Below are 25,553 nucleotides of genomic sequence, written 5' to 3'. Positions count from 1 at the left end.
ACCAAAGCCCCGTCCGGTGCGTTGGCTGTAGCAGCGAGGAGGAGATCGCATGACCTGCGACCATCTGGTGTGCGCCAACTGCAACGGCCGCGTCAGCGACGGGCGTTGCCCGGTGTGCCGCGCCAACCGGGCCCGACTGCAGGAGCAGCAGGGGCCGTTCGCCGCGCTCTCCCCCGCGATGCTGCTGGCCCTGCTGGCCGGTCTGCTCGCGGTGGCGCTGATCGCGCGGCAGGCGCTGGCCTGAGGACAGACGAGGCACGACGTACGGAGAAGGCCCCCGACCGCTGCGGTCGGGGGCCTTCTCCGTGTCCGGGTGGTGTCCGGCGCTTACTCGGCACCGGCCTCGATGCTGTGCTCGATCTTCATCGAGCCCGAAATCCTCACGCCTCGTTGGCGGTCTCGCGCTGCTTCCTCCAGCGGATCCCGGCCTCGATGAAGCCGTCGATGTCGCCGTCCAGCACGGCCTGCGGGTTGCCGGCCTCGAACGCGGTGCGGACGTCCTTGACCATCTGGTACGGGTGCAGCACGTAGGAACGCATCTGGTTGCCCCAGGAGCTGCCGCTGTCCTTGAGCGCGTCCATCGCCGCCTTCTCCTCCTGGCGGCGCCGCTCCAGCAGCTTGGCCTGGAGGACGTTCATCGCGGACGCCTTGTTCTGGATCTGCGAGCGCTCGTTCTGGCAGGAGACCACGATGCCGGTCGGGATGTGGGTGATGCGCACCGCCGAGTCGGTGGTGTTGACGCCCTGGCCGCCGGGGCCGGAGGCGCGGTAGACGTCCACCCGCAGGTCGCCCTCGTCGATGTCCACGTGGTCGGACTGCTCGACGACCGGGAGCACCTCGACACCGGCGAAGGAGGTCTGCCGGCGGCCCTGGTTGTCGAACGGCGAGATGCGGACCAGGCGGTGGGTGCCCTGCTCGACCGAGAGGGTGCCGTAGGCGTACGGCGCCTTCACGGTGAAGGTCGCGGACTTGATGCCGGCCTCTTCGGCGTACGAGGTGTCGTACACCTCGGTGGGGTACCCGTGCCGCTCGGCCCAGCGCAGGTACATGCGCATCAGCTGCTCGGCGAAGTCGGCGGCGTCCACGCCACCGGCCTCGGCACGGATGTTGATCAGCGCCTCGCGGGCGTCGTACTCGCCCGACAGAAGGGTGCGGACCTCCAGCTCCTCGACCGCTTTCTGGAGCGAGACGAGCTCGGCCTCGGCCTCGGCGCGGGTGTCCGCGTCGTCCTCGGCCTCGGCCAGCTCGAACAGCACGCCCAGGTCGTCGATTCGGCTGCGCAGGCCCTCGACCCGGCGCAGTTCGCCCTGGAGGAAGGAGAGCCGGCTGGTCACCTTCTGCGCGTTCGCGACGTCGTCCCACAGGGTGGGGGCGGCTGCCTCCTCCTCCAGGACCGCGATGTCGGCCCGGATCTTGTCCAGGTCGAGGACGGCCTCGATCGACCCCATGGTCGTATCGAGGTTCTTGAGCTCTTCGGAAGGATCGACGGCTGCCACGCCCCCCAGGGTAATGGTTCCGGGAGTGGTCATGACGACACCCCCGTCCAGGGGCGCGCTACGGCGCCCGCGGGGCGGTGCCGTGCACGGCCGGTCGGGCCGGGTGGCCGCGGTCCGGCTCGGTGGCCGCGAAGGCCGTCCAGGCCGCGGCGGCGCCCGCCAGCAGCAGGACGGTGGCCAGCAGCACGGCCAGCAGCCGGCGGCGGCGCAGCAGGGCCTGACGGTCCCGGCGGTGGCCGGGGGCGGCACGCTGGGCGCGGGACTCGGCGGCGTACGCGGCCAGCTCCTCGGCCGAGGGGCGGCGCAGGCTGGTGTGGGTGTCCCGGGTGGAGTCCGGGGCGACGCCGGGCACCAGCGGGACGGCCGGGCCGCGGCGGCGCTTGTGGATGCCCGGACCGGCGTCGACCTCGGCGTAGACGGCCTCGCCGGGGCTCAGCTGCTCCTCGGCCGGGGCGCGGCCCTGGGAGGGCACCGCCAGCACCGGCAGTCCGGCCAGCGAGGGCAGCTGCTCGCGCAGCCGGGCCGCCAGCTCGGCGGCGCGCAGCCGGGAGGCCGGGGCCTTGGCCAGGCACTCGGAGATGATCCGCCACAGGCCGTCCGGCAGGCCGGGGATCGGCGGCACCTGCTCGGTGACGTGCCGGCGCAGCACCGCGCCGGTGTGGCCGCCGCCGAACGGGGTGAAGCCCGCCAGCAGCTCGTACAGCACGGTGGCGAGGGCGTAGATGTCGACGGCGGCACGCGGCTCCAGGCCCTCGATGATCTCGGGGGCGAGGTAGTCGGGGGTGCCGATGATCCGGGTCGCCCGGGTGCGGCGCGGGGCGTCGACCAGGCGGGCCACGCCGAAGTCGGTGAGTTTGGCGCGCGGGGCGCCGCCGGGGCCGGGGGCGGCCGCGAGGTCGAGCAGGACGTTCTCCGGCTTGACGTCGCGGTGGACGATCCCGGCCGCGTGCGCGGCGGCCAGGCCGTCGGCGACGTCGGCGATGATCGAGGCGGCGGTCTGCGGCGGGAGGGCGCCGTCGCGCTCCAGCCGGGAGCGCAGGTCGGTGCCCTGGACCAGCTCCATCACCAGGGCGAGGTCGCTGCCGTCCACCACCATGTCGCGCACGCCGACCACCCGGGGGTGGTCGAGACTGGTCAGCGCGGTGCGCTCCTGGACGAAGCGGCCGACCAGCACCTGGTCCGCGGCGAGGTCCTCGCGCAGCAGCTTGACCGCCACCGGGCCGTCCGGCCCCTCACCGAGCCAGACCGTCCCGGCCGAACCCCGGCCGATCACCTGGTGGACGGTGTACCGGCTGCCGATCTTGCGTGCCAATGCTGCTCCGTGGGCGGCGCGGGAGCGCTCCGGGGGTCCGGGCGCGCTCGGTGGGGCGGGACAACAGCGACCAACCTACGCGCCCCGACCCCCTGCGCGGGCCGCCTGACCGCCTCCGGGCGGGACTCCGGGGCGAGAAATCTCGTGAATTGTCGACAAAGCGTCAATCCTGCTGCCCCGGAGGCGATCCGCGCCTATTTGCCGAAGACGCTGCTCACCCAGTCCCGCGCCGAGTCCCACCAGCCCACGACGTTGTCCCAGTAGTGCGGCAGCGGGGTGAAGTGCCACAACGCCACACCGGCCAGGCCCAGCACCAGCAGCACCATCAGGCAGCCCTTGAGGCAGCCGAGCCCCGGGATGTACATCCGGTTGCGGCTGCGCGGACGCCGCTCGCGCGGCGGGGCGGGCTCACGGCGGGGCGGCGCGGGCGGCTCCTCGCGGCGCTGCGGGGGCTCCCGGTACTGCGGCGCGGGCGGCTCGGCCCGGCGCGGCACCGGGGTGGGCGGGGGCGGCGGCGGGTAGGCGCCCTGCGGCTGGCCGTAGCCCGCCGGGGGCTGCCGGTAGCCCCCCTGCGCGCCCGGGGCGCCCTGACCCCGCTGGCCGCCCTGGCCGCCCTGGTAGGGCGGCGGGGCGACCGGCGGGCGCTGGGAGTAGCCGGGCGGCGGGCCCTGGCGGCGCTGGTCCGGGCGGTAGCCGGCCGGTGGCTGCGGCTGGTAGCCGGGCGCGCCCTGGCCGGCCTGGTAGGGCGGCGGGGCGACCTGCGGGTCCTCGAAGTCCTCCGGGCCGAAGTAGCCGACCTGGGTCTGCTGGTTGCGGTCGCGCGCCGCGCGCAGCTGGGTCTGCCACGGGTGCGGCGCCTCCTCCTGCGGCCCTGTGGGCGCCCCGGGCGGGGGCGGGGGCACGGCGGTGGGCGGCATCACCTGGGTGCGGTCCTGGCCGCCGTACGGGGGCGCGGGCGGCGGCTGGGTGCCCATCACCCGGGTCGCCGCGGCCGGGTCGTACTGCGGGCCGCCCGGGGGCGGCGGCAGCACCTGGGTGCGGTCCTCGGCACCCGTCCCGCCCGGTCCGGTCGGGGCGGCCGACAGGGTGCCGGGGACGCTGGTCGGCTGCGGGTCGGGCAGCAGCAGGGCGGCGACCGCCAGCGCCTCGTCCACCGCCGCCGGGGAGGCGTGCACGCCGACCCCGGCCGCGACCACCCGCAGCGCGCGGGCCAGCGAGGTGGCGCTCGGCCGCTGGGCCGGGTCCTTGCGCAGGCAGCGCTCGATCACCGTCCAGAGCGGCTCGGGCATGGTGCTGGGCCGCTGCGGCTCCTGCGCCAGGTGGGCCTGGAGGACGGCCAGGGCACTGTCGCCCTGGAACGGCTGGCGGCCGGTGACCAGCTCGTACAGCATGATCCCGGCGCCGTAGACATCCACCGCGGAGGTCTGCGCGCGGCCCTCGGCGGACTCCGGTGCGACGTACGCGGGGGTGCCGACGAACTCGTGGGTGCGGGTGACGCCCGGGGAGTCGGCGAGCCGGGCGATGCCGAAGTCGGTCAGCATCGGGTGCATCTGCTCGGTGCCGTCCACCAGGACGGAGGCGAGCAGCACGTTGGCCGGCTTGAGGTCGCGGTGGACGATCCCGTCCGCATGGCTGGCCGCCAGCGCGTCCGCGACCTGGGCCATCAGCAGGGCGCCCGCGATCGGGCTGAACGGGCCGTTGGCGCGCAGGTAGCGGGCCAGGTCGGGGCCCTCCACCAGGTCCATCACCAGGGCCAGCAGCTCGCCCTCGACCACCAGGTCGCGGACCCGGACGATGTTCGGGTGGGTCAGCCGCAGCAGCAGCGAGCGCTCGCGCAGGAAGCGCATCACGACGTCCGGGTCGGCCGCCAGCTCCTCGCGCAGCACCTTGATCGCCACCTGCTGCCCGGGCTCACTGCCGGGCACCTGGACGTCCGGTCGCACCAGGCCGCGCCAGACGGTCCCGGTGGCACCCCGCCCCAGGGTCTCCTCAAGCAGATACTTGCTGCCGACTGGCCGCACCTGTCGCACTCCTCGCCGTGCCGCCCGCGCGGGGCGCTCCTCCGCCGGTGCGGTGAGCCTGCCGGGCCCGTGTTTGCGGCCACTCTAACGGTGTCCGTTCAGGTTTCTGAGGTGACCGGCGGGCCATCCGAGCAGGGTTGGGGGACATCCCCTAGGGGACTGCCCTGACGCATCTCGGGGGACCGGCGGGAGCCGCTCGCCGGGGCTCGCCGCGGGGCCGTCACGGCGGCGGTTGACCTGACTCCCCGTCGCCTCCACCATGGCGATGATCGCAAGATCGTCAAATCCGGTACGGTGCGCGGACTGTCCACGCCGGATGGCAGGATGGACACTCGCCACTCGTGTGGCCCAAAGGGTTGCCGCGACCGCCCGGTGCGACCGCGACGACACCGGGCAGCGGTACCAGGCATCACACCAGCAGAAGGGACCCGCGGGCGAGATGCAGATCCGGCTGACCGTCCTCCGACCGCGCAGCGGCCCGACCGCCGCCGGCGCCGCCATCCCCTACGTGGACGTGCTGGTCACCGCGCCCGTCGGCACCGCACTCGGCGCCATCGCGGGCGCGCTCGCGGGCGCCGTGGGCGTGCGCGGGCCACGCGCCGCGACCCATGTGCACCTGTACGCCGGGGCGCACCGGGTGGACGAACACACGCTGCTCGGCCACCCGCCGCTGCTCGACGGCGCCGTCCTCAGCCTCAACGAGCCCGACCCGACCGCCGACGACCCCGACGACACCACCGCCGCCGCCGAGCTGCGGATCGTCGGCGGCCCCGACGCCGGCGGCGTCCACCGCCTGCACGGCCGGGAGATCCGGATCGGCCGCTCCGGCGAGGTCGACGTCCCGCTCGACGACCCGGACGTCTCCCGGCTGCACCTCGCCCTGCACCTCGGCGAGGACGGCCGGATCGCCGTCCGCGACCTCGGCTCCACCAACGGCACCACCCTGGACGGCCGACTCGTCCCGCCCGGCCCGGCCGAGGCCGCCGTCCCGCTGGAGAGCGGCGCCCTGCTGAGGATCGGCGAATCCACCCTGCAGGTCTTCGAACCGACCGGGGAGCCCGCCCGCGCCGCCCTGCCCGACGGCAACGGCCACCTCCAGCTCGCCGCCCCCGGCCCGGTCCGGCCCGCGCCGCCCGTCATCGAGCCGCCCGCCGCCCCCGAGCCCACCCACGGGCGCGGCCTCGGCCTGCTCTCACTGCTGTCCGGCCGCACCGCCGAACCGCCCGAGGAGAGCGCCGAGCGCCACCACGCCGCGGTACGGCTGCGCCAGGCCGCCGCCCAGCGCGAGCGCTGGCCCGACCTCGCCACCGTGCTGCTCAACGCCGTCGGCCCCGGCCCCCGACTCTGGGAGCGCGGCCCCGGCCACCCCGACGCGCTCACCCTGCGGCTGGGCACCGCCGATCGACCCGGCGGCCCCGGCACCACGCCCGGCACCATGCTGCCCGCCGTCCCGGTCACCCTTGACCTGCAGACCGCCGGCAGCCTCGGCCTCTGCGGTCCGCGCGAACGCCTGGACGCGCTCACCCGCGCCGTCGTCGCCCAGCTCGCCGCACTGCACCCGCCGACCGGGCTGAGCCTGGTCGTGGTCGACGCCGACCCGGCCCGCAGTCCCGAGGACCGCGTCGACACCTGGGCCTGGGCCCTGTGGCTGCCCCACCTGCGCCCCGCCGACGGCCAGGACTGCCGGCTGCTGCTCGGCCTCGACGACGAACAGGCCACCGCCCGGCTGACCGAACTCACCGCCCGGCTCAGCGGCCCCACCGGCCTCGGCGGCCACCCGGCCACCGTGGTCGTGGTGGACGGCCGCCCGGCCACCGAGGACGCCCGGCACGCGCTCGACCTGCTGCTGCGCCAGGGCCCTGCGGTCGGGATCTTCCCGATCTGCCTCGCCGAGCAGCCCGAGCTGCTCCCCCGCGGCCTCGGTGCCACCGCGCTGATCACCGGCGAGGTCGGCACCCACCTGTCCATCGACCGCCCGGTGGCCCGCGGCCGGGAGACCCTGCACGAGGTCTCGCTGGACGCCGTCTCCGACGCCTGGGCCGAACGGCTGGCCCGCGTCCTCGCCCCGCTGCGCGAGGCCACCCCGGCCGCCCGCGGGCCGCTGCCGGACGCGCTGCGGCTGCTCGACCTGCTCCAGCTCGACACCGTCACCCCGGCCAAGCTGTCCGCCCGTTGGGCCGCCCACGCCGGCGGCATCGGCGCGGCCACCGCGCTGCTCGGCACCACCCGGGACGAGCTGTGCACCCTCGACCTGGCCGACCCCGAACTCGCCCTCCCCTCCCCCGACCCGGGCGGCCCGCACCTGCTGATCGGCGGCGCGCGGGGCTCCGGCAAGACCGAGCTGCTGCGCACCCTGGTCGCCTCGCTCGCCGTCTCCGAGCGGCCCGAGCGGCTGACCGTCACCCTCATCGAGGGCCGGGCCGGCTCGGACGGGCAGGACGGCCTGGACGGCTGCACCGAGCTGCCGCACGTCATCGGGCGGGTCAACGCCGCCGCCGACCCGCGCGCCGCACTGCTCGCGGCCGAGGCCTTGGAGGACGAACTCGCCCTGCGGGAGCGGCTGTTCGACGGGCTGGACTTCGCCTCCTGGCACGCGGCGCGCATCTTGGACGGCCACAGCCTGGACGGGCACGGCCTCGACGGCCGGCCCCTGGCCGCGGACCGCCCGCAGGTCCCGGTGCCCGCCACGGTCGGCGCCGCCTCGACCGGCGGCCCGCGGATCATCCAGCCGCGCAGCTCCTCCGACGCCCGGCCGGCCGCCTCCCCCGCCGACCCCGCCCCGGCCCGGCTGGTCGTCGTCGTCGACGACTACGAGGCCCTGCTCTCCCCCACCTCCCCGGCCGGCCGCCCGCTGGCCCGCGCGCTCGCCGCCGTCGCCCGGCGCGGCGGCCCGCTCGGCATCCACCTCGCGGTCGCCACCGGCCGTCCGGAGGAGAGCGCCGGCACCGAGGTCGACGAGGCCGCCCTGCTCCGGATCGCCCTGCGCACCGACGACCCGGCCGACTCCGACCTGCTGATCCACCTCGGCGACGCGGCCGCCCTCCCGGAGGACACTCCCGGCCGCGGCTACCTGCGCCGCCCCGACGGCGGCGTCACCGCCTTCCAGACCGCCCGGATCAGCGGCCGCATCCCCCGCACGGCGACCCTGCGGCCCACCGTCGTCGCGATAGACCCCCTCCAACTCGGCGCCCCGCCGGCCCGCCGCCCGGTCCGCGAACTCGGCAACGGCCCCACCGACCTGGCCCTCCTCGCCAGCGCCCTCCAACGCGCCGCCTCGCGGTAGGCCCTGCCGCAGGCCCTACGACAGCCCGGAAACGTGGGGTGGGCTCGCGTCCCCGGACCCGAGCCCACCACCACACCCCGTAACAGAGCGGGCCCGTGTCAGCAGCCACGGGCCCGCCCCGAAGAGGCGACACCTACGGTCACCGGCGCCGCCCCGGGCGGCCGGGGCCGGAAAAGCGGAAGGGGCCCGCGTCCGAGGACGCGGGCCCCTTCCTACCAACCGTCCGTCAGCGCATCGAACCGGTGCGCAGCAGGGTGCGGATGACGCGCATCGCGACCGAGAGGCTGGACAGCTCGTAGTTGTCCGAACCCCTTATGTCGTCGAGGGTGCTCTTGGCGCGGTTCAGCAGGGTGGCGTTGAGGTCCGCCCAGGCGTTGTAGCGCTCCTCGGGGGTGGCGCCCTCGGGGCCGCAGACCAGGATGTCGGCGCTCAGCGCCGCGTGGGCCGCGAAGAGGTCCTCGCGGATCGCGGCGCGGGCCATCGACGACCAGCGGTCGGTGCGGGGCAGGTCGATGATGCGGTCGAGCAGGTGCGAGATCTGCAGGCGGTCGCCCAGGTCGTAGTACAGCTCGGCGACGTCGGCGACGTCCTTGCCGGAGCGGTCGGCGACCTCGGTGATGTCCAGGGTCGGGAAGACCGAGGACAGGCCGGCGATCCGGGTGGCCAGCTCCTCCGGCACCCCGGCCGAGGCGAGCTCGTTGTAGATCGACTCGAACCAGGTCAGGTCCTCGCCGCGCAGCGGCTTGGGCAGCGAGCCCCAGACCTGGTTGACCCGGTCGTGGAAGAACTCGATGGTGCCGGCGATGTCGAGCGGCTGGCGGCGGTTGTTGAGCATCCACCGGGTGGCGCGCTCGACCAGGCGGCGCGAGTGCAGCCGCATCTTGGTCTGGACCCGGGCCGGGACCTTGTTGTCCAGGCCCTCGATCTCGGCCCAGATCTCCTCCAGGCCGAAGACGGCCCGCGCGGCGGTGTGCGTCCGGGCGATCTCCTCGTAGGTCGCGCCGGTCTCCTCCTTCAGGCGGAAGGCGAAGGTGCAGCCACCGCGGTTGATCGTGTCGTTGACGATCAGCGTGGTGATGATCTCGCGGCGCAGCGCGTGGTTGTCGATCGCGTCGGCGAACTTCGCCCGCAGCGCGCTCGGGAAGTACTCGTGCAGCGCGGTGCGGAAGTACGGGTCGTCGGGCAGGTCGGTGGCCAGCAGCTCGTCGGCCAGGATGATCTTGGTGTAGGCGAGCAGCACGGACATCTCGGGCTGGGAGAGCCCGCGGCCGTTCTGCTGGCGCTCGCGGATCTGGCGCTCGGCGGGCAGGAACTCCAGGGCCCGGTCGAGCTGGCCGGCCGCCTCGAAGCGGTTGATCATCCGCGCGTGGACGTTGACCATGCTGTGCGCCTGGGCGACGGCGTTGGCCAGCACCACGTTCTGCGCGTAGTTGTTGCGCAGCACCAGGTGGCCGACCTCGTCGGTCATCTCGGCGAGCAGGACGTTGCGCTGCTTGACCGTCATGTCGCCCTCGGTGACGACCTGGTTGAGCAGGATCTTGATGTTGACCTCGTGGTCCGAGGTGTCCACACCGGCCGAGTTGTCGATGGCGTCGGTGTTGATCCAGCCGCCGGTGCTCTCCGGGCCGCCGGAGGCCGCGTACTCGATGCGGCCGAGCTGGGTGCAGCCGAGGTTGCCGCCCTCGCCGATGACCCGGGCGCGGACCTGCTCGCCGTTGACCCGGATGGCGTCGTTGGCCTTGTCGCCGACCTCGGCGTTGGTCTCGGTGGAGGCCTTGACGTAGGTGCCGATGCCGCCGTTCCAGAACAGGTCGACCGGCGCCTGCAGGATCGCCTTCATCAGATCGGCCGGGGTCAGGCGGCTCTCCTGGATGCCCAGGGCGGCCCGGACGTGCGCGCTGAGCTGGATCGACTTGGCGCTGCGGGGGAAGACCCCGCCGCCGGCCGAGATCAGCGACTTGTCGTAGTCGTCCCAGGAGCTGCGGGGCAGGTCGAACAGTCGGCGGCGCTCGGCGTACGAGACGGCCGCGTCCGGGTTCGGGTCGAGGAAGATGTGGCGGTGGTCGAAGGCGGCGACCAGCCGGATGTGCTCGCTGAGCAGCATGCCGTTGCCGAAGACGTCGCCGGACATGTCGCCGATGCCGATGACGGTGAAGTCCTCGGTCTGGGTGTCGACGCCGAGCTCGCGGAAGTTGCGCTTGACCGACTCCCAGGCGCCGCGGGCGGTGATGCCCATGCCCTTGTGGTCGTAGCCGGCCGAGCCGCCGGAGGCGAAGGCGTCGCCGAGCCAGAAGCCGTACGACTCCGCGACGCCGTTGGCGATGTCGGAGAAGGTCGCGGTGCCCTTGTCGGCGGCGACGACCAGGTAGGTGTCGTCCTCGTCGTGGCGGACCACGTCGGCCGGGTGGACGACCTCGCCGGCCACCAGGTTGTCGGTGATGTCCAGCAGCGCCGAGATGAAGGTCTTGTAGGACGAGATGCCCTCGGCCAGCCAGGCGTCGCGGTCCACCGACGGGTCCGGCAGCTGCTTGGCGACGAAGCCGCCCTTGGCGCCGACCGGGACGATGACGGTGTTCTTGACCATCTGGGCCTTGACCAGGCCGAGGATCTCGGTGCGGAAGTCCTCGCGCCGGTCGGACCAGCGCAGACCGCCGCGGGCGACCTTGCCGAAGCGCAGGTGCACGCCCTCGACCTGCGGCGAGTAGACCCAGATCTCGAACGCCGGGCGCGGAGCCGGCAGGTCCGGGATGGCCTTCGGGTCGAACTTCATCGACACGTAGGAGTGCCACTCACCGGAGCCGTCGTGCTGGAAGAAGTTGGTCCGCAGAGTGGCCTTGATGAGGTGCAGGAAGGAGCGCAGGATGCGGTCCTCGTCCAGCGAGACGACCTCGTCGAGCGCGCCGGCCAGCTCCTCCAGGACGGCCTCGGTCAGCTCCAGGGCGCCCGAACGGTGGCTCGGGCTCAGCCGGGCCTCGAACAGGTTGACCAGCAGGCGGGTGGTGTGGGTGTTGTTGCGGAGCGCGTCCTCCATGTAGTCCTGGGAGAACGTCGAGCCCGCCTGGCGCAGGTACTTGGCGTACGCGCGCAGCACCATCGCCTGGCGCCAGTTCAGCCCGGCGGTGAGGACCAGCTCGTTGAAGCCGTCGTTCTCGGCCTTGCCGGTCCAGGTGGCCGCGAAGGTCTCCTGGAAGCGCTCGCGGGCCTCGTCGGTGAGCCCGGTGGCCTCACGCAGCTTCAGGCCGAAGTCGTACACCCACGCGGTGGTGCCGTCGGAGCGGCGCAGCGCGTACGGGTGCTCGTCCAGCACCTCGACGCCCAGGCGCTGGAGCACCGGCAGGACCTCGGTGAGCGAGATCGGGCCGCCGACCCGGTAGATCTTGAAGCGGCGCTCGTCGTCGCCGGCGCCGACCGGCTGGTACAGGTTCAGGCGGAAGTCGCCCTCGCCGTGCAGCGACTCGATCTGCTTGATGTCGGAGACGGCGGTGCGCGGCGGGAAGTCGGCGCGGTAGCCGTCGGGGAAGGCGTTGGCGTACTTGTGGCCGAGCTCGGCGGCCTTCTCCTCGCCCAGCTCCAGGTGCAGCTGGTCGTGGAAGCCGTCCATCCAGAACCGGGCGGCCTCGGCCAGGCGGTTCTCGATCCGCTCGATGTCGGTGTCGGTGAGCTGGGGCAGCTCGGTGCCCGGGGCGACCCGGACCACGAAGTGCAGGCGGGTCAGCACCGACTCGGTGGCGTACACCGTGTAGTCGATGGTGGCGCCGTTCAGCTCCTCCTTGAGGATGTCGGTGAGCAGCAGCCGGATGCGCGTGGTGTAGCGGTCGCGCGGCAGGTAGATGAACGCGGAGAAGTAGCGCCCGTACTCGTCCTGGCGCAGGAAGAGGCGCAGCTTACGGCGCTCCTGCAGGTAGAGCACGCTGGTGGCGATGGAGAGCAGCTCGGCGGCCGAGGTCTGGAAGATCTCGTCGCGCGGGAAGGTCTCCATGATCTGCAGCAGGTCGCGGCCGTCGTGGCTCTCGCTGGAGAAGCCGGAGCCGTCCAGCACCTCCTGGACCTTGCGGCGCACGACCGGGATGCGGGTGACCGACTCGGTGTAGGCGGCGGAGGAGAACAGGCCGAGGAAGCGGCGCTCGCCGATCGGCTCGCCGGCGGCGTTGAACTTCTTGACGCCGACGTAGTCCAGGTAGGCCGGGCGGTGCACGGTGGAGCGGCTGTTGGCCTTGGTCAGGACGAGGAGCTTCTTCTCGTGGGCCTTGGCGCGCACCGGCGCGGAGAGGCGGCCGAAGGCCTCGGAGACCGCGTGGTGGCGGTCGTCGTGGCTGTGCGGGTCGGAGCGCAGGATGCCGAGACCGGTCCCGGCGACGGCCTTGAGGACTTCCTCGCCCTCGTGCTCGACCAGGTCGTACTCGCGGTAGCCGAGGAAGGTGAAGTGGTCGTCGGCGAGCCAGCGCATCAGCTCCCAGGCCTCGCCGACCTCCTGCTCGGGCAGGCCGCTCGGGGGCTCCTCGGCCAGCTCGTCGGCCAGGCGCAGCGCGCTCTCGCGCATCTTGCCCCAGTCCTCGACGACCTCGCGGACGTCGCCGAGCACGCGGCGCAGGTTGGTCTCGATGGAGCGCAGGTCGTCGCGGTCGGTCTCGCGGTCGATCTCGATGTGCATCCACGACTCGACGGTCGCGTCGGCGGGCCACTCGGTGCCGGCGGCCTGGCTGCGGGAGCAGGCGTCGACGTCCAGGATCTCCAGCAGCTTGCCGGTGATGTCACGGCGGACGACCAGCTGGGGGTGGATGACGATGTGGATCGCGCGGTCCTGGCGGGACAGCTCATTGGTGACCGAGTCCACCAGGAAGGGCATGTCGTCGGTGACGACCTCGACCACGGTGTGGCCGCAGGACCAGCCGTTCTCCTCGACCGAGGGGGTGTGGACCCGCACCTCGGCGGTGCCCTGGGGGCGCTTGAGGCCCAGGCGGTAGTGGGAGGCGGCCGCGCCGTACACGTCGACCGGGTCGAGGTCGACCAGGTCCTCGGGCGCGGTGTGCAGGTAGTAGTGGTGCAGGTACGCGGTCAGAGCACCGTTGCTCAGACCCTCCCCCGGCGCCGCTCCCCCCACCTGGCTGTTCTCAGCGGCTGCGGCTGCCTTCTTGAGCAGTTCGGCCTTGGCTGCGTCCAGCTTGGTCTGCATGACTTCTTGGCTCCTGTCGCGCGCCGTTGCGTGACTCGGTGGTGTGTGGATGTACACCGACGGGTCACCGCAATCCTGCCGCACCATCCGACTGAAAGGGGCTCATGGCACGCATGAAACGTCCTAACAGTGGGTAGGACGACCCATTCGTCCTGCAAGCCACCCGACGACGCCAGCCAGCCTAACCGGATCAATCGAAGGTGCACAGGGACAGGGAGGCGCAAACCCTAAGGATGTCCGGTCCGTCCTGGACAGCATGTCCAAACCGGAGCCTCATGTTCACTCTCAGCCCATGTGCGGGTAGCCGTGGTGGGTCGGCGGGACGAAGGTTTCCTTGATCGCGCGGGCCGAGGTCCAGCGCAGCAGGTTCTGGGCGGCGCCCGCCTTGTCGTTGGTCCCCGAGGCCCGGGAGCCACCGAAGGGCTGCTGGCCGACGACGGCGCCGGTGGGTTTGTCGTTGATGTAGAAGTTTCCGGCGGTGAAGCGCAGTTCCTCCACGGCTTGGGCGATGGCGTAACGATCCTGCGCGATCACCGCGCCGGTCAGGCCGTAGGGGGCACCGGAGTCGACCCGGCCGAGCACGTCCTCCCAGCGGGAGTCCTCGTAGACGTGGATCGCGAGGATCGGGCCGAAGTACTCGGTGCGGAAGATCTCGCCCCGGTGGTCGGAGGAGACCAGGACGGTCGGGCGGACGAACCAGCCGATCGCGTCGTCGTACTGGCCACCGGCCACCAGTTCGACGGTCGGGTCGGCCTTGGCCCGCTCGATCGCGACGCGGTTCTTCTCGAAGGCGCGCTTGTCGATCAGGGCGCCCATGAAGTTGGACAGATCGGTGACGTCGCCCACGGTGAGGGCGTCCACCTCGGCCAGGAAGTCGTCCTTGATCCTCAGCCAGACGCTGCGCGGCAGGTAGGCGCGGGAGAGCGCCGAGCACTTCTGGCCCTGGTACTCGAAGGCGCCGCGGATCATGGCGGTCTTCAGGATCTCCGGGTCGGCCGAGGGGTGGGCCAGCAGGAAGTCCTTGCCGCCGGTCTCGCCGACGATCCTCGGGTAGCCGCGGTAGCCGCCGATGTTCGCGCCGATGGTCTGCCACAGCGACTGGAAGGTGGCGGTGGAGCCGGTGAAGTGCAGCCCGGCCAGCGCCGGGTCGGCGAGGGCCACCGGGGAGACCTGCAGGCCGTCGCCGGTGACCAGGTTGATCACCCCGGGCGGCAGGCCGGCCGCCTCCAGCAGGCGCATCAGGTGGTACGCGGCCAGCGTCTGGGTCGGCGCGGGCTTCCAGACCACGGTATTGCCCATCAGCGCGGGCGCGGTGGGCAGGTTCCCGGCGATCGCGGTGAAGTTGAACGGGGTGATCGCGTAGACGAAGCCCTCCAGCGGCCGGTGGTCCACCCGGTTCCACGCGCCCGGGGAGGAGCTCGGCTGCTCGGCCAGGATCTGCCGGGCGAAGTGGACGTTGAACCGCCAGAAGTCGATCAGCTCACAGGCGGAGTCGATCTCGGCCTGCTGCACGGTCTTGGACTGGCCGAGCATGGTGGCCGCGTTGAGCGTCTCCCGCCAGGGCCCGGACAGCAGGTCGGCGGCGCGCAGGAAGACCGCCGCGCGGTCGTCGAAGGACAGCGAGCGCCACTGCCGCCCGGCCGCCAGCGCCGCGTCCACCGCCACCCGGGCGTCCTCCCGGGTGGCGTTGCCGAGCACCCCCAGCTTGGCGGCGTGGTGGTGCGGCTGGACGACGTCGATCCGCTCGCCGCTGCCGAAGCGCTGCTCGCCGCCGACGGTCATCGGCAGCGGGATCTGCTCGGCCGCCAGCTCGTCCAGCCGCCGGACCAGCCGCTCCCGCTCCGGGCTGCCGGGCGCGTACGCCAGCACCGGCTCGTTGACCGGGGTCGGCACCTCGGTGACTGCGTCGATGGGCATGGCCGCTCCGTCCTGCTGGCTGCTGCGGGCTGTCGCTCCACTGGTGTCATCCCCAGCCTGACCAGGGCCGGCCGAATCCGCCCGTCCAGACACGCCGACGGCGGACGTGGCGCCCCCCACGTCCGCCGTCGGAACATCGACTCGGCCGTCCGGCCCGCCGGCGGCTCAGCCCGCGAGCCGGCCCGCCAGCTCGACCGCTTCGGCCAGGCTGTCCACCACCGGGACGCCGACCGGCTCCAGCTTCTCCCGGGTGTGCGAGCCGCCGGTGTAGAGCACCGCGTGGGCACCCGCGCCCAGCGCCGCCAGGGCGTCGTCGGCGGCGTCGCCGATCAGCACCGTGCGGGCCGGGTCCACCCGCTCCCCGAGCGCGGCCAGGTGCTTGCGCAACTGCTCCGCCTTCTGGCCACCGGACGGGCCGCTGCGGCCGTCGACCCGCAGGAAGCGGCCGGTCAGGCCGAAGGATTCGACCAGCGGGACGAGCATGTCGTGCGTGTACATCGACAGCAGGGACTGGCTGTGCCCGGCCGACTGCCAGCCCTCCAGCAGCTCCAGCACGCCGTCGGTCAGGCCGCAGGCCGGGCTGAGCTCGCGGTAGCGGTCCTGGAACGCGTCGTCCAGCTTCAGCCACTCCTCCTGGGAGGGCATCCGGCCGAGCAGCCGCTCGTAGAAGCGCGGAATCGGGATCTCGTACTGCTCGCGGTACTGCTGCATGGTCATCGGCCCGACGCCGATGGTCGCGAACGCGGCGTTGCTCGCTGCGAGGACCGCGTCCATGTCGTGGAAGAGGGTGCCGTTCCAGTCCCAAACGATGTGAGTGCGCACGGGTTCAGACGGTAACCCGGACGGACGACACACCGGTAGGACCGGGGTCACGCGCACCTCTCGATGGTTCTCCCCCAGCCTTCGGCCGGGGGGACCCCCATGCTTCGCTCGCTCGCTCAGGCCAGCAGCGAGGGGATCTCCTGGGTCGCGAACCAGAGCAGGTCGTGGTCCTCGGCGCCGTCCACGGTGAACTGGGCGTCCTGGTCGCCCGCGTCGGCCGCGGCCACCGCCGCCACCGCCGCCGTGACGTCCGCGACCACCTCGTCGTCGGCGACGTCCGCGTGCACCGAGGCGGCCTTGGCGAGCTTCAGCGGGCCGGCCAGCACCACCCGGCCCAGCGAGGCCTGGTCCTGGTACTCGTCACCGGGGAAGGGCCGCACGGCCGAGTCGGCCACGTCCAGCGCCACCACGACCCGCCGACGCGGGGCCCGGGGGTCGGCGGCCAGCAGCCGCAGCGAGGACTGGGCAGCCCGGTTCAGCGCCGCGTACTCCAGCTCCTCCAGGTCGTCGCTGACGTACCACTCGCGCAGCGCGGGGGTCACGGCGTACGCCGCGGACTGCTCCAGGGCACCGCCCTCGTGCGCCGCCGCCAGGCCGGTCAGGGTGGTGGGCACGTACACGCGCATCGGTGGCACTCTCCGGTTCGTCCAGCGGGGTTCGTCCAGCGGCACAGCTTCTCCAGCGCCCCAAGAATAAGCTCAGCCGGGCCGGTCGTGATCACCCTCCAGCCCGATCAGCGCGCGGCCCGCAGGGCCTCCCGGCTGGTCCGCAGGCCGCTCTCCAGCACCTCGCCCCGACGGGCCGGGTCCATCATGTTCGGGCCCATCACCGCGAGGTCGGCCAGGGTCGGTGCGAGCAGCCGCACCCGTACGCCCTCGGCCCGCAGCAGCGCGGCCTCGCGCAGCAGCTGGCGGGTGACGGCCCGGCGGTAGCGGCTGACCAGCTGGGCCAGCACGCCGCGCGGGCGGTCCCGGTCCCGGTCCCGCCACTCGCGCAGCGCGGCCAGGGTGCCGCGGTCGGAGCGATCGGCGTGCGGGTCCAGCCGCAGGGCCATCGGGGCGAGCACGTACACCTCCTCCAGGCCGCGGCCGAGCATCAGGTCGGCGCTGGTGGCCGACCAGCAGCCGCCGTCCACGTACGCCGAGCCGTTCAGCCGGACCGGCGCGAACCAGCCGGGAATCGCACAGGAGGCCATCACGGCGTCGGCGACGGCGACGGCCGGGGCGTCCGGGTCGCCGAAGACCACCCGGTGGCCGCTGCGGTAGTCCACGGCGGCCACTCGCAGTGGCAACGCGGCCGGGCCCGGCTCGGCCGTTCCCGGGGCCGGCCAGCCGCCCGGGCCGAGCAGGTCGCGCACCAGCTCGCCGACCGACGCCAGCGAGCCCTGGCCGTGCGGTGCCATCGCCGAGACCATGGTCAGCAGCGGGTACTCGCGCGGGTGCCGGACGGCGTCCCGCAGCAGGTCCGGCGAGCCGATCCCGGCCCGCGGACGGGGCGGCAGCGGCCCGCCGACCGCCGTGCCGTAGTCGAAGGCCACCCCGGCCAGCGGGCCCTCGGTGATCGGCAGGCCGCACTGGTGGGCGCGCAGCTGCTCGGGGCGCACGCCGCCGGCCAGCATCGCGGCCAGGATCGCGCCCGCCGAGGTGCCGAGCAGGACGTCCGCCCCGCCCGGCTGCCGCCCGGTGACCTCCTCGACGGCGCACAGCGCGCCCACCGTCCAGGCCGCGCCGAGCATCCCGCCGCCGCCCAGCACCAGGCCGCGCCGGGGCGCGCCCCCGGCGGTGGCGGTCGGGGCCGCCGCCGTCCGTGTCGTGATTCCGGTTGTCGTCATCCCGGCCGCCCGTCGTCGTCGGGAACGGATCAGGCTCCGATGGTGCCCGCGGACGGTCGCACGGGCAACGGGAGGCTCGAGCGGGACCACCCGATCCGCCGTATCGGGGCGTCCCCTTTTGGACCGTACGGACCGTCCCCGCGCGTCAACCGGGGCACCGCCGGACGGCCCGCCGGGCCCGTCGCCACATTGGTCGATTCACCCGGATAGGTGAACTTCGTGCCTGGCCGCGGGCGGCCGGGAAACGCGTTGCCGCCCCGCGCGCGGCGCCGCCAGCCTGGACCCGTCCGTACTCGCACCACCCGTACCGGGAGCCACCGTGACCGCCCATCTCACCGCCCGCCCGCACCGCCGCGTCCGCACCCTCGGGAGCTGTGACCCGGCCGGGCGCCGACCGCGCCGGCCGCGCGCCGCCTGCACCGCCGCCGCGGCGCCCCGCGAGCACGACCCCCGGGCGCTCGCCGCCCGCTTCGCCCACCAGCTGGTCGAGGTGCTCACCGGCGCCCGGCCCTCCGGCCAGCTGATGCGGCACACCAGCCTGGACGGCTACGGGCAGCTCGCCTCGCTGGTCCGGGTCGGCGCGCTGCGCCGCGGCGGCCCCGCCGACCGGCCGCGGCTCGGCCCGGTGCACGACCGGTCACCCTCGCCCGACGCGGTCGAGGCCTGCGTCCGGGTCGACCTCGGCCGGCGGCACCACATGGTGGCCTTCCGGTTGGAGCAGCGCGGCCCGGCCGGGCAGTGGCAGTGCACCGCCGTGGAGGCCCGATGACCACACGGTGCCCGGGGACGGCGCAGGGCGCCGCACCCGTACGGGTGCGGCGCCCTGTCCGGCGTCCTTCCGTGGGCTCAGCCCTTGCGGCGGCGACCCTTGGCGGACTTGGCGGCCTTGCGGCGCTCGGCGCGGGTCAGCCCGTCGCCCTCGTCCTCCGGCGCCAGGTCCTCGAAGTCGCCCTCGATGACACCGCCGCCGACCTCGTCCGAGGGGGCCGTGTAGTGCAGCCGCTGGGGCTTGGGGGCTTCCAGGCCCTTGGCCTTGATCTCCGGGCGGGCGGCGTCCTTCTCCAGCTTGTCGAGCACCACCTGGGTGTCCTCGACCGGGACCTCCTCGACCTGCTGCTCGACCTGGACCTCCAGGTTGAACAGGTAGCCGACGGACTCCTCCTTGATGCCCTCCATCATCGCGGTGAACATGTCGAAGCCCTCGCGCTGGTACTCGACCAGCGGGTCGCGCTGCGCCATGGCCCGCAGGCCGATGCCCTCCTGGAGGTAGTCCATCTCATAGAGGTGCTCGCGCCAGCGGCGGTCCAGCACCGACAGGACGACCCGGCGCTCCAGCTCGCGCATGATCTCCTCGCCGAGCTGGTCCTCGCGGGCGCCGTACTGGGCCTGGATGTCCTCCTGGATGGCCTTGGTCAGGAACTCGGGGGTCAGCCCGGCGCTGCCGCCGGCCTCCTCCTCCAGCTCCTCCAGGTCCAGGGTGATCGGGTAGAGCTGCTTGAGCGCGGACCAGAGCTTGTCCAGGTCCCAGTCGTCCTCGAAGCCCTCGCCGGTGGCCGCCTTGACGTAGGCCTCGACGGTGTCGTCCATGAAGTGGCCGACCTGCTCCTGCAGGTCCTCGCCCTCCAGCACGCGGCGGCGCTCGCCGTAGATGACCTCGCGCTGGCGGTTGAGCACCTCGTCGTACTTGAGGACGTTCTTGCGGATCTCGAAGTTCTGCTGCTCGACCTGGGTCTGCGCGGAGGCGATCGCGCGGGTGACCATCTTGGACTCGATCGGCACGTCCTCGGGCACGTTGGCCATCGAGAGCACGCGCTCGACCATGCCGGCCTTGAACAGGCGCATCAGGTCGTCGCCCAGCGACAGGTAGAAGCGGGACTCGCCCGGGTCGCCCTGACGACCGGAGCGGCCGCGCAGCTGGTTGTCGATCCGGCGGGACTCGTGCCGCTCGGTGCCGAGGACGTAGAGGCCACCGGCCTCCTTGACCTCCTCCTGCTCGGCCTTGACCGAGACCTTGGCCTTCTCCAGCGCGGCCGGGAACTCGGCCTCGTACTCCTCCGGGTTGTCGCCCGCGGAGAGCCCGCGCTGGGCCAGCTCGGCCGCCGCGAGGTGGTCCGGGTTGCCGCCGAGCATGATGTCGGTGCCACGGCCGGCCATGTTGGTGGCGACGGTGACGGCGCCCTTGCGGCCGGCCTGCGCGACGATCTGCGCCTCGCGCTCGTGGTGCTTGGCGTTCAGCACCTCGTGCGGGATGCCGCGCTTGCGCAGCTCCTGCGACAGGTACTCGGACTTCTCGACCGACACGGTGCCGACCAGCACCGGCTGGCCCTTCTCGTGCTTCTCGGCGATGTCCTCGACCACGGCGGCGAACTTGGCCGGCTCCGACTTGTAGATCAGGTCGGGCTGGTCGATGCGCAGCGGCGTCTTGTTGGTCGGGATCGGCACCACGCCGAGCTTGTAGATCTGGTGGAACTCGGCCGCCTCGGTGGTGCCGGTACCGGTCATGCCGGACAGCTTGTCGTACAGGCGGAAGAAGTTCTGCAGGGTGATGGTGGCCAGGGTCTGGTTCTCGTTCTGGACCTCCACCCCCTCCTTGGCCTCGATCGCCTGGTGCATGCCCTCGTTGTAGCGGCGGCCGGCCAGGATGCGGCCGGTGTGCTCGTCGACGATCATGACTTCGCCGTTCATGACGACGTAGTCCTTGTCCTTCTTGTACAGCTCCTTCGCCTTGATGGCGTTGTTCAGGAAGCCGACGAGCGGGGTGTTCACCGACTCGTAGAGGTTGTCGATGCCGAGGTAGTCCTCGACCCGGGTGACGCCCTCCTCCAGGATGCCGACGGTGCGCTTCTTCTCGTCGACCTCGTAGTCGCGGTCGATCTTCAGACGCAGCACCAGCTTGGCGAAGTCGGCGTACCACTTGGTCGCCTGGTCGGCCGGGCCGGAGATGATCAGCGGGGTGCGGGCCTCGTCGATGAGGATCGAGTCGACCTCGTCGACCACCGCGAAGTTGTGGCCGCGCTGGACGAGTTCGTCCTTCGACCAGGCCATGTTGTCGCGCAGGTAGTCGAAGCCGAACTCGTTGTTCGTGCCGTACGTGATGTCCATCGCGTACTGGCGCTTGCGCTCGACGGGCGTCATGTTGGCCAGGATCACGCCGACTTCGAGGCCGAGGAAGCGGTGCACCCGGCCCATCCACTCCGAGTCGCGCTCGGCGAGGTAGTCGTTGACGGTGATCAGGTGGACGCCCTTGCCGGTCAGCGCGTTCAGGTACGCGGGCAGGGTGCCGACGAGGGTCTTGCCCTCGCCGGTGCGCATCTCGGCGACGTAACCGAAGTGCAGGGCCGCGCCACCCATCAGCTGGACGTCGTAGTGCCGCTGGCCGAGCACGCGCTTGGCGGCCTCGCGGACGGTGGCGAACGCCTCGGGGAGGATGTCGTCCAGCGACTCGCCGTCGACGAGCCGCTGCTTGTACTCGTCGGTCAGCGCGCGCAGCTCGGCGTCGGTGAGGTTGACGAAGTCCTCTTCGATGGAGTTGACCTGGGCAGCAATCCGCTGCAGCTTGCGAAGGATCTTGCCTTCGCCGGCGCGCAGGATCTTGTCGAAGACGGACACTTGAGCGGGCTCCTTGCCTGTATTGGCACTGGACGACTGCACGGCGGGTCCACCCCACCGCACGGGCCATCGTATGCGAGGAGTCCAATGCGCCGGGAGGTGCGTCAGCACGGTATTCCCGTGTCACCCGACCGAGCACATGGACCGATAGCACCGTCCACCGGGACAAAACGGTCGAAGGGGCCGGGAGTTGGCCACGTATTCGGATGCCCGCATTCCCCGATCGGCGAAATAATCCGTTCATGGAAGAATCCCGCGGCGAACTCGCGACCCTCACCACCGACCGCCTGGTCCTGCGGGCCCCGCGGGAGTCCGACATCGACGCGATCTTCGCGGCCTGCCAGGACGAGGAGATCCAGCGCTGGACGGTCGTGCCGGTCCCGTACCGGCGCGAGGACGCGGAGTTCTTCGTACGCACCCTGGCCCCCGAGGGCCTGGGCAAGGACAGCGAGTTCATCTGGTGCGTGGTCGAACGCGACACCGGGCGGCTGGTCGGCGCCCAGGCGGTCGTCCGCTTCGCCGCCGACCCGAGCGCCGCCTCGGTCGGCTGGTGGACGGTGAAGGAGCAGCGCGGCCGCGGCTACACCGTCGAGGCTGCCCGCGCGGTCGCCCGCTGGGCCCTCACCGACCTCGGCCTGCGCCGCCTCCAGTGGCTCGCCTACGTCGGCAACGACGGCTCCCGCGCCGTCGCCGAGCGGGTCGGCTACCGCTACGAGGGCACCCTGCGCTCGTACGCCGACCAGCGCGGCGTCTTCCAGGACTCCTGGGTCGCCTCGCTGCTCCCCTCCGACCTGGACTGAACGGACCCGGACGGAACCCGACCCGAGCCGAACCCGGGGCCCCGGCCCGCTGTCGGTGCCCCCGGCTACGCTCGCCGGCATGACCGCCGCAGCCGACGACCGCACCCCCGTCACCGTCCTGGGCGCCGACGACGCCCGCCGGATCGCCCTGCGCGCCCAGGGCCTGCTGGGCGCACCGGACCGCCGCGCCGGGGTCCGCGGGGTGCTGCGGCACCTGGGCGCCGTCCAGTTGGACACCATCTCGGTGCTGGCCCGCTCGCACGAGCTGGTGCCGTACGCCCGCCTCGGCGCGGTCGGCCGCCCGGCCGTCGAGGCGGCGTACTGGGGCGCGGGCGCGAGCTTCGAGTACTGGTCGCACGCGGCCTGCATCCTGCCGGTCGAGGAGTGGCCGCTGTTCGCCTTCCGGCGCCGCCGCTACCGCGACCGCGGTCACCTCTGGGGCCACCAGGTCGCGCCCGAGACGTACCGGGCCGTGCTCGACAAGCTGCGCGCCGAGGGGCCGTTGACCTCCACCGAGCTCGGCGGGGCGAAGAGGACCGCCGAGTGGTGGGACTGGTCCGACACCAAGATCGCGGTCGAACGGGCGCTGGCCTTCGGCGACGTGGTCTGCACCGAGCGCCGGAGCTGGAAGCGGGTCTACGCGCTGGCCGAACAGGCCGTCCCCGACGCGCTGTTCGGCCAGGAGCGGTCCGACCGGGAGTGCGTGCGCACCCTGGTCGCCCAGGCCGGCGCCGCGCTCGGCGTGGCCACCCGGGCCGACCTGCTGGACTACCACCGGTTGCGCGCCGAGGAGTTGGACCCGGTGCTCGAGGACAGCGGGCTGGTCCCGGTCGAGGTGGCCGGCTGGGGACCGGACGGCGGCACCGCCGCCGCCTGGGCCGACCCGGCCGCGCTGGCCACCGCCCCGCGCGGGCGCCACCGCACCACGCTGCTCTCGCCGTTCGACTCGCTGGTCTGGGACCGCGCCCGCACCGAGCGGATCTTCGGCATGACGCACCGGCTGGAGGCCTACACCCCCAAGCACAAGCGGGTGCACGGCTACTTCGCGATGCCGCTGCTGACCGGCGGTCGCCTGGTCGGCCGGGTCGACCCGGCGAGGGAGGGACGCACCCTGGTCGCCCGCCAGGTCTCGCTGACCGGCGACCGGGGATCCGGCGCCCGGCACGTCGAGGCGCTGGCCACCGCCCTGCGCGAGGCCGCCGCCTGGGTCGGCTGCGACACCGTGCGGGTCGGGGCGCTGCACGACGAGCGGCTGCGCCCGGCCCTGGAGAAGCTGCTCGCCGAGTAGCGGCCCCGGCTCACCCTATTTCGAGGATCTTCTCCCGCATCGCGTACACCACCGCCTCCATCCTGGAATGCAGTTGGAGCTTCTCCAGGATGTTGCGCACGTGGTTCTTCACGGTGTTCTCGCTGATGAACAGCTCCTTGGCGATCTCCCGGTTGTTCATCCCGGTCGCCACCAGCTTGAGCACCTCCAACTCCCGGTCGGTGAGCCGGGGCGCGGGCACCAGGTCCCGGTCGTCGGAGCGGCGCTGGATCATCGACTTGAACTCGGTGAGCAGCTTGGAGGCCATCGACGGGCTGATCTGCGACTGCCCGTCGGCGACCGCGCGGATCGCGGTGGCGACCTCGTCGGTGGAGATCTCCTTGAGCAGGTAGCCGGTGGCCCCCGCCTTGATCGCCTCGTAGAGGTCGGCCTCCTCGTCGCTTATCGTCAGCATGATGATCTTGGTGCTGGGCGCCACGTCCTTGATCGCCGTGCACGCCTCGATCCCGCTGCGACGCGGCATCCGGACGTCCATGAGGATGATGTCGGGCAGCAGGTCGGCGGCCTTCAGCACCGCCTCGGCGCCGTCCCCGGCCTCGCCGACGACCTTGATGTCCGGCTCCTCCGCGAGCACGATCTCCAGCCCCCGGCGGAACAGTGCGTGGTCGTCCACCACCAGCACGCGGATCGGCTCACCCCGGCGCGGCGCGTACGCGGGCTCCTCCTCCGGCCCCGGCGGCAGTCCGGCGACCGGCCCCGCACCGGGCCCCAGCCCGAAGTGATCCCCCATCCGCTCCTCCCCCTTCGCGGGTCGTCGTCCGCCAATCATTCCACGCCCCGCCGTCGCCACGGTCACCCTCCGGCGCCGATTCCCCCGCTTCGGGTGACCCCTCGACCCCAGTGCGTCCGAGCACCGTTCGAACCCGTCCCGTCGCGGCGCCCGCCCCGCCCCACCGTGCGGCCCGCCCCGCCGCCGAACGCCGGTGACCCCGGCGGCCGCTGCCGCGGGGGTCACCCCTCCATCACTGCTCGGACGGTCAGTCCTCGTCGTCGGACCGACCGATCGCACCGCCCGCACCGCTGGCCACGCCTGCCGCCATGTCGGGCTGCACGTGGATGACACCGTAGTGGTAGCCGTGTCGGCGGTACACGACGCTCGGCAGGCCGCTGTCCTTCTCCACGAAGAGGTAGAAGTCGTGGCCGACCAGCTCCATCTCGTAGAGCGCCTGGTCCAGCGCCATGGGGGCGGCCGAGTGCGTCTTCTCCCGGACCACCAGCGGGCCTTCGCCCTCCACTTCCAGGGATCCCATCATGGTCTTGCGGACGGCGCCGTTGGTCTCGCCCTCCATCGCCGTCGTCGACGGCAGCGCGGCCAGGGCCGCGGTCGCCTCGGCGACGCTGATGGGGGTGCGGCCGTTCGCGCCGCCCTTGTGCACCCGACGCCGGTCCGCGGACTTGCGCAGCTGGGCGTCGAGCTTCGCCGACGCCAGGTCGAGCGCCGCGTACGGGTCGGCGGCGGCTGCTTCGGCCCGGATCACCGGGCCCCGGGTACGGAGAGTGATCTCCACGCGGTCAGAGCGGTCGGCCTGCCGCGGGTTGTGCTCCTTGGACACCTCGACGTCGAGGCTGATCACCTTGCCGTCGAACTTCTGGACCTTCTCCAGCTTCTCGGCCACGTGCTCGCGGAACCTCTTGGGCACCTCGGTCTTGCGGCCCTTGACGACGATGTCCACGCAGAACTCCGATCCCTCGTGCTGACGCCGATCCGGGTGCTACCGGACCGGACTGAGCTCCAGCTGGACCAGCCCATCCACTGCCGGCCCCCGCCCCCGCCGCCAGCGGCGGAAACGACTGGCCCTCATCTCACTTCCTCCCCATCAGGGACGGTTGAAACCCCCTGGAGCCTTATCGAACACCTCACGCGGGGATTTCGCCTCCCCGGGCGAGGAGGTGGGTAGGACCCGATACTGCGGGCAGGCGGTCAAGCTGCTGCACCCTGTCTACCCTCCCACGAGTGAAGTA

16 protein-coding genes are annotated in these 25,553 nt (G+C 72.8%); 5 read left to right on the top strand and 11 right to left on the bottom strand.

Features of this window, described 5'->3' with window-relative positions:
* Positions 1-49: 49 nt before the first annotated feature.
* Positions 50-244: a hypothetical protein gene (locus ACFVWU_RS01130; RefSeq protein ID WP_030059729.1), complete on the top strand. Its 195-nt coding sequence runs from the start codon at positions 50-52 to the stop codon at positions 242-244.
* 136 nt (positions 245-380) lie between these two features.
* On the opposite strand, the gene prfB is transcribed toward ACFVWU_RS01130, so the two are convergent.
* The 3 genes from prfB to ACFVWU_RS01115 all read right to left on the bottom strand — a co-directional run bounded on the left by prfB (position 381) and on the right by ACFVWU_RS01115 (position 4,829).
* Positions 381-1,496, bottom strand: a complete 1,116-nt coding sequence (gene prfB, locus ACFVWU_RS01125; RefSeq protein WP_387613752.1) for a peptide chain release factor 2 — start codon at positions 1,494-1,496, stop codon at positions 381-383.
* A 58-nt stretch (positions 1,497-1,554) separates the two neighbouring features.
* Positions 1,555-2,808 (bottom strand): serine/threonine-protein kinase, encoded by a 1,254-nt coding sequence (locus ACFVWU_RS01120; RefSeq protein ID WP_387613750.1) that lies wholly within the window; start codon positions 2,806-2,808, stop codon positions 1,555-1,557.
* A gap of 194 nt (positions 2,809-3,002) precedes the next feature.
* Complete coding sequence (locus tag ACFVWU_RS01115) at positions 3,003-4,829, bottom strand: protein kinase (RefSeq protein ID WP_387613747.1); 1,827 nt, start codon at positions 4,827-4,829, stop codon at positions 3,003-3,005.
* A gap of 439 nt (positions 4,830-5,268) precedes the next feature.
* On the opposite strand from ACFVWU_RS01115, the gene ACFVWU_RS01110 reads away from it, so the two are divergent.
* Complete coding sequence (locus ACFVWU_RS01110; protein ID WP_387613744.1) at positions 5,269-8,112, top strand: FtsK/SpoIIIE domain-containing protein; 2,844 nt, start codon at positions 5,269-5,271, stop codon at positions 8,110-8,112.
* 226 nt (positions 8,113-8,338) lie between these two features.
* Here the strand turns inward: ACFVWU_RS01110 and ACFVWU_RS01105 are convergent, their stop codons facing one another.
* The 5 genes from ACFVWU_RS01105 to ACFVWU_RS01085 form a co-directional block, all read right to left on the bottom strand.
* The gene (locus ACFVWU_RS01105; protein WP_387613741.1) at positions 8,339-13,285 is read right to left on the bottom strand and encodes an NAD-glutamate dehydrogenase; all 4,947 of its coding nucleotides are present in this window, start codon (positions 13,283-13,285) and stop codon (positions 8,339-8,341) included.
* A gap of 285 nt (positions 13,286-13,570) precedes the next feature.
* Positions 13,571-15,196: an L-glutamate gamma-semialdehyde dehydrogenase gene (gene pruA, locus ACFVWU_RS01100; protein WP_387614096.1), complete on the bottom strand. Its 1,626-nt coding sequence runs from the start codon at positions 15,194-15,196 to the stop codon at positions 13,571-13,573.
* Positions 15,197-15,367: 171 nt separating this feature from the next.
* Positions 15,368-16,024, bottom strand: coding sequence for an HAD family hydrolase (locus tag ACFVWU_RS01095; RefSeq protein ID WP_387613739.1), 657 nt, complete (start codon positions 16,022-16,024; stop codon positions 15,368-15,370).
* A 116-nt stretch (positions 16,025-16,140) separates the two neighbouring features.
* Positions 16,141-16,650 carry a DUF6912 family protein gene (locus tag ACFVWU_RS01090; RefSeq protein WP_387613737.1) on the bottom strand — a complete coding sequence of 170 codons (510 nt, stop codon included), beginning with the start codon at positions 16,648-16,650 and terminating at the stop codon, positions 16,141-16,143.
* Between the two features lie 107 nt (positions 16,651-16,757).
* A complete protein-coding gene (locus ACFVWU_RS01085; protein WP_387613734.1) occupies positions 16,758-17,855 on the bottom strand; it encodes a patatin-like phospholipase family protein in 1,098 nt (365 codons plus the stop codon).
* Between the two features lie 319 nt (positions 17,856-18,174).
* Between ACFVWU_RS01085 and ACFVWU_RS01080 the strand changes: the two genes are divergently transcribed.
* A complete protein-coding gene (locus ACFVWU_RS01080) occupies positions 18,175-18,624 on the top strand; it encodes an Rv3235 family protein (RefSeq protein WP_387613731.1) in 450 nt (149 codons plus the stop codon).
* 77 nt (positions 18,625-18,701) lie between these two features.
* On the opposite strand, the gene secA is transcribed toward ACFVWU_RS01080, so the two are convergent.
* Positions 18,702-21,464: a preprotein translocase subunit SecA gene (gene secA, locus ACFVWU_RS01075; protein ID WP_387613729.1), complete on the bottom strand. Its 2,763-nt coding sequence runs from the start codon at positions 21,462-21,464 to the stop codon at positions 18,702-18,704.
* A 242-nt stretch (positions 21,465-21,706) separates the two neighbouring features.
* Between secA and ACFVWU_RS01070 the strand changes: the two genes are divergently transcribed.
* Positions 21,707-22,264, top strand: coding sequence for a GNAT family N-acetyltransferase (locus tag ACFVWU_RS01070; RefSeq protein WP_387613726.1), 558 nt, complete (start codon positions 21,707-21,709; stop codon positions 22,262-22,264).
* Between the two features lie 79 nt (positions 22,265-22,343).
* Positions 22,344-23,552 carry a winged helix-turn-helix domain-containing protein gene (locus tag ACFVWU_RS01065; protein WP_387613724.1) on the top strand — a complete coding sequence of 403 codons (1,209 nt, stop codon included), beginning with the start codon at positions 22,344-22,346 and terminating at the stop codon, positions 23,550-23,552.
* 10 nt (positions 23,553-23,562) lie between these two features.
* On the opposite strand, the gene ACFVWU_RS01060 is transcribed toward ACFVWU_RS01065, so the two are convergent.
* Both ACFVWU_RS01060 and hpf read right to left on the bottom strand, forming a co-directional pair.
* Positions 23,563-24,321 carry a response regulator gene (locus tag ACFVWU_RS01060; RefSeq protein ID WP_380613669.1) on the bottom strand — a complete coding sequence of 253 codons (759 nt, stop codon included), beginning with the start codon at positions 24,319-24,321 and terminating at the stop codon, positions 23,563-23,565.
* 247 nt (positions 24,322-24,568) lie between these two features.
* Positions 24,569-25,264, bottom strand: a complete 696-nt coding sequence (gene hpf / locus ACFVWU_RS01055) for a ribosome hibernation-promoting factor, HPF/YfiA family (protein WP_387613721.1) — start codon at positions 25,262-25,264, stop codon at positions 24,569-24,571.
* Between the last annotated feature and the right edge of the window lie 289 nt (positions 25,265-25,553).

The sequence above is a fragment of the Kitasatospora sp. NPDC058190 genome, from assembly GCF_042883685.1.
In the GTDB taxonomy this organism is placed as follows: Bacteria; Actinomycetota; Actinomycetes; order Streptomycetales; family Streptomycetaceae; genus Kitasatospora.
This window is presented reverse-complemented; position numbering and strand designations above follow the sequence as displayed.

Excerpts from the sequence above, each read along its gene's own strand:
- ACFVWU_RS01130 (WP_030059729.1), top strand. The coding sequence starts at position 50 with ATGACCTGCGACCATCTGGTGTGCGCCAACTGCAACGGCCGCGTCAGC.
- ACFVWU_RS01110 (WP_387613744.1), top strand. The coding sequence starts at position 5,269 with ATGCAGATCCGGCTGACCGTCCTCCGACCGCGCAGCGGCCCGACCGCC.
- ACFVWU_RS01105 (WP_387613741.1), bottom strand. The coding sequence starts at position 13,285 with ATGCAGACCAAGCTGGACGCAGCCAAGGCCGAACTGCTCAAGAAGGCA.
- ACFVWU_RS01090 (WP_387613737.1), bottom strand. The coding sequence starts at position 16,650 with ATGCGCGTGTACGTGCCCACCACCCTGACCGGCCTGGCGGCGGCGCAC.
- ACFVWU_RS01085 (WP_387613734.1), bottom strand. The coding sequence starts at position 17,855 with ATGACGACAACCGGAATCACGACACGGACGGCGGCGGCCCCGACCGCC.
- ACFVWU_RS01070 (WP_387613726.1), top strand. The coding sequence starts at position 21,707 with ATGGAAGAATCCCGCGGCGAACTCGCGACCCTCACCACCGACCGCCTG.
- ACFVWU_RS01065 (WP_387613724.1), top strand. The coding sequence starts at position 22,344 with ATGACCGCCGCAGCCGACGACCGCACCCCCGTCACCGTCCTGGGCGCC.
- ACFVWU_RS01060 (WP_380613669.1), bottom strand. The coding sequence starts at position 24,321 with ATGGGGGATCACTTCGGGCTGGGGCCCGGTGCGGGGCCGGTCGCCGGA.